Origin of the sequence: Clostridium frigoris (genome assembly GCF_018861865.1) — a bacterium.
Classification (GTDB): Bacteria; Bacillota; Clostridia; order Clostridiales; family Clostridiaceae; genus Clostridium_AD; species Clostridium_AD frigoris.
In genome coordinates this window covers 1-4,136 of record NZ_JAHLDV010000106.1, presented here as the reverse complement: position 1 = coordinate 4,136, position 4,136 = coordinate 1, and the positions used below count along the sequence as shown (strand labels likewise).

General features: G+C 28.9%; 4 protein-coding genes. 1 reads left to right on the top strand and 3 read right to left on the bottom strand.

Annotated features, from left to right (window positions below):
* Positions 1–202: 202 nt before the first annotated feature.
* Positions 203–433 (bottom strand): glutaredoxin family protein, encoded by a 231-nt coding sequence (locus KPL37_RS19090; RefSeq protein ID WP_216151659.1) that lies wholly within the window; start codon positions 431–433, stop codon positions 203–205.
* Positions 434–752: 319 nt separating this feature from the next.
* Here KPL37_RS19090 and hydE point away from each other — a divergent pair, with 319 nt between their 5' ends.
* Positions 753–1,796, top strand: a complete 1,044-nt coding sequence (gene hydE, locus KPL37_RS19085) for a [FeFe] hydrogenase H-cluster radical SAM maturase HydE (protein ID WP_216151658.1) — start codon at positions 753–755, stop codon at positions 1,794–1,796.
* A gap of 36 nt (positions 1,797–1,832) precedes the next feature.
* On the opposite strand, the gene KPL37_RS20195 is transcribed toward hydE, so the two are convergent.
* The gene (locus tag KPL37_RS20195; RefSeq protein WP_257786571.1) at positions 1,833–1,967 is read right to left on the bottom strand and encodes a hypothetical protein; all 135 of its coding nucleotides are present in this window, start codon (positions 1,965–1,967) and stop codon (positions 1,833–1,835) included.
* 83 nt (positions 1,968–2,050) lie between these two features.
* Complete coding sequence (locus KPL37_RS19080; protein ID WP_216151657.1) at positions 2,051–3,829, bottom strand: methyl-accepting chemotaxis protein; 1,779 nt, start codon at positions 3,827–3,829, stop codon at positions 2,051–2,053.
* Positions 3,830–4,136: the final 307 nt, after the last annotated feature.

Sequence of the window (4,136 nt, the reverse complement as noted above, 5' to 3'; positions counted from 1 at the left end):
TAGGTGTATTAAACTTACCCAAAATTATAATTCAAACAAAGTAAAGCACCAACAATTCGTTGGTGCTAATGTTTCACTTAATTTGGGACATTTTCAAAAATGATTGACATACTTTTTTGATTTCTAATATACCAAATTGTATTTAGACGATAAAAAGAAGCTAGTGCTAGCTTCTTTTTATCGTCTAAATATTTTATTGCTTTTAAATTCCTAGTATTGCAACCACTTTTTCCTTATCAAATCCAACTATTTCTTGGCCATTAATATCTATTACTGGTACTGATCTATATCCTTTTTTTATTAGCGCTTTTTTTGCTTCTAAATTTTCTGAAATATTGTGCTCTGTATATTCAATATTATTTTCTTTAAAAAATTCCTTAGCTAAATGACAAAATCCACAACTATTGCTTGTATAAATTTCAACTTTATTCATGTATAATCTCCCCTTAATTTTTATTATTTCCAATTAAATTGTATACAATTGATTCTAATTTCATATTATCATTTTTCGTAGGTTAAGTCAATAATATTAGCTTTATTATTATCTAAAATTATTACTTCAGATTTCGAAGAATTATTTAACTAGTATTCCTCTAAATTACTAATATATTAAAATATTTTCTTTATTTTATATTTACATATATTTTATATAATATTATGATAGTCTTAACACTATACGTTAGTGACAAAATAATTTATAATTATTTTGTAATCTAAAGAGATTAAGCATAAATATTAGGAGGTAGCAAATAATGACTAAATTATTTGAAATAATAAATAAAGCAAAATATGAACATAACTTAAGTAAACTAGAAATCATTGATCTTTTAAATAGCAATGATGTAGACCAAGAATTGTTTACTGCTGCAGATGAAGTTCGAAAAAAATATATGAGTGATGATGTTCATCTTCGTGGTCTTATAGAATTCACCAATATATGTAAGAACAACTGCCTTTACTGTGGACTAAGACGAGATAATAAAAATTTAGTCAAATATAGATTAACTCATGAACAAATTCTAGACTTTGCAACTAAAGCTAAGTCTTTTGGTTATAAAACCATTGTACTTCAAGGTGGAGAAGACGATTATTATACAGTGGACAAAATCATCAAAATAATAAAAGATATCAAAGCTTTAGGTCTAGCTCTAACTTTAAGTATAGGTGAAAAAACCTATGATGAGTATAAAGCATTTAGAGACGCTGGCGCTGATAGGTATCTTTTAAGAATTGAAACAACTGATAAAAAACTATATGAAGATCTAGACCCTGGTATGAGTCATGAATACAGACTTAACTGTTTGAAGAATCTAAAAAAATTAGGTTATGAAGTAGGAACAGGTGTTATGGTTGGTCTCCCAAATCAAACTATAGAATCATATGCAGATGACATATTGTTTTTTAAAGAAATTAATGCTGACATGTTAGGAATAGGACCTTTCATTCCTAATGAGGACACACCACTTGCAAGTTACCATGGGCGAGAACTAATTATGGCTCTTAAAGTTATGGCTATAACACGGTTGCTTCTACCAGATATCAACATACCCGCAACAACTGCCATGGAGTCCTTAAATAAAAACGGAAGACTAATGGCATTACAAAGTGGTGCCAATGTAGTTATGCCTAATGTTACAGAAGGTGAATACAGAAAATATTATGCGTTGTACCCAGGTAAAATTTGTACTGGAGATACACCCTCTCATTGCAGGGGATGCATAACTGGTAAAATTAATAGTATTGGAAGATCAGTTTCAACTAATTATGGATTTCGAGGAAATAAAAACAGCAAATAATTTGTACTACAAAAAAAGAGCCCAAGGGCTCTTTTTTTAACGAAAAGTATGTTTTGCTTCTTTTATTGGTTTATTATTAACTGCTTCGCCTTGCGCATCCTTAATTCCTGGCTTATTATGTTTCTTATTTAGATCATGCTGTATATTCATTTTTGTAGCTTTATTTGGCATTAAAAACTCCCCCTTTCTATGATTAGATTAACCTAGAAATCTAATTTCTATTCTCCACTTTTGCTGTTTTTAAATTCTCACTATTATAATTTAAATTTTTGTACTATTGCATCCAGTTTAGATACAATTGTCTCAAAGTTACCTGCAGTATTTGATATATCCTCCATCGAGCTGGTTTGCTCCTCCATAGAAGCAGCTATCTCCTCAGTTGATGCTGCTGATTCTTCAGATACTGCAGACATTTCTTCTATAGACAACAATACCTTATCTTTATTTTTATCTACTTTGTTAATATTTAAAACTAAAGTATCTATTTGAGTAATCATATTAAGAATAGATTTTTCTATGATATTAAATGATTTTTGTGATAACTCCATAGATAAATTTGCCTCTTTATTAATATTTACACCCTTTTTTATATTTTTTGTTACATTACTGATTTCTCCTTGAATTTCACCAATCATACTTGTAATTTCATTTGTGGCTATAGAAGTCTTTTCTGCAAGTTTTCTTACTTCATCAGCTACTACTGCAAATCCTTTTCCAGCTTCACCGGCTCTAGCAGCTTCAATTGCAGCATTTAATGCCAAAAGATTTGTTTGTTCTGCTACCTCTTTTATAGTGTTTATAATTTTCCCGATAGAGTTTGATTTGTTTTGAAGCGTAGATATATTTTCTACGACTTCTTCATTTGAATTGCTACTTTCCTTAAATTTTTCAGTAAGTAACTTCATAGAGTTAAGTCCCTGTGCATTAACTAACTTAGTTTCATTAGAATAATCTTTTAATAACCCTGAACTATTTACAGCAGTACTAATTTCGAGTGTAAGGCTTGTAAGTTCATTAGCACCGCTTTGAGCATCTTGCACTTGATTTGTAGCTCCTTTTGCTAATTCTTCAATTGCTACAGATACAGCTTCTATAGATTGAACAGTTTCACTCGTAGCTGCTACCATAGTTTTTGAATACTGAAGAACCTCTATGGAATTTTCCTTCAAGTTAATTATTATATCTCTTAGTGCAGTTCTTAGATCAATAACAGCTCTTGCAATAATTCCTGTTTCATCTTTGTATTTTAAAATTACTTCCAAATTTTCATCATATGATAAATCAAGTTTCGCCGTCTTATCCACAAGCTTACTTATCTTTAAAATAGGATTTGATATTTTCTTACTAAAATAAAACGAAATAAATATTGACAATACAATAACACCAAAAGCTAGAATTATAAAATTAGTTACACTAAGTAAAAACGCTTTATGTAAAACAACCTTTTCATTTCCAACAAATTTGTCAATATCATCAACATAATTTCCTGTTCCTATAACCCAATTAAAATCTTTAAAACCCTTACTATATCCTCTTTTTGGAGATGCTACTTTTTCTCCTTTTTTAGGAAACCAATAATCTGTATATCCACCGCCCTCATTTAAACCATTTTTAATAATTTCTTTAATTATACTTTTACCTTTTACGTCTTTTAAATCATATCTATTTTTACCCTCAGATACGCCACCAAGAAGCACCACATTGTCTCCCTCAACTGTATCTACCCAAAAATAGCCACCCTCTCCATATCTCATCTCACGTATTAAATCTGCACCAAGTTTTTTAGCTTCTATCAAACTCACTTGTCCACCTTGATATTTTTTATCAATGGATCCTAGCATTGTTATAACATTATCCACTTGAGATTTAATTTTTTCATCATAATCTTTCCTAACTGTAAAATCAATTGTTTTTATAGTGTTTTTACTTAATACTGACATTCTGTATGTTGCTAGTCCTCCAATTAATAGTGCAGTTAATAATACAACTGAAACATTTAGAGCTATTATCTTAGTACTTATTTTTTTCAACATAAATCACTCCATTCTCTTTAAGATTTTGTCCATAATTAGCTTAATACTTTATAGTAATAGCGTTTACATTATTATCGTACTTTTTTTACATATCTTAATACATATTATATTTATATTAATATCTTATTTTAAGATATAATAATTTTAAAATTAAATTATTATTATTAATTTCTAAACAAACTAAAAGAACTGCTCAAATTATAATGTACCCTATCGGGTAGACAATTTAAAAAAAGTCTACCCGATAGGGTATTTTTATGTATAATAAAGAAAAGCATGGTAGTTTAGCAATTTAAATTTGATAGGA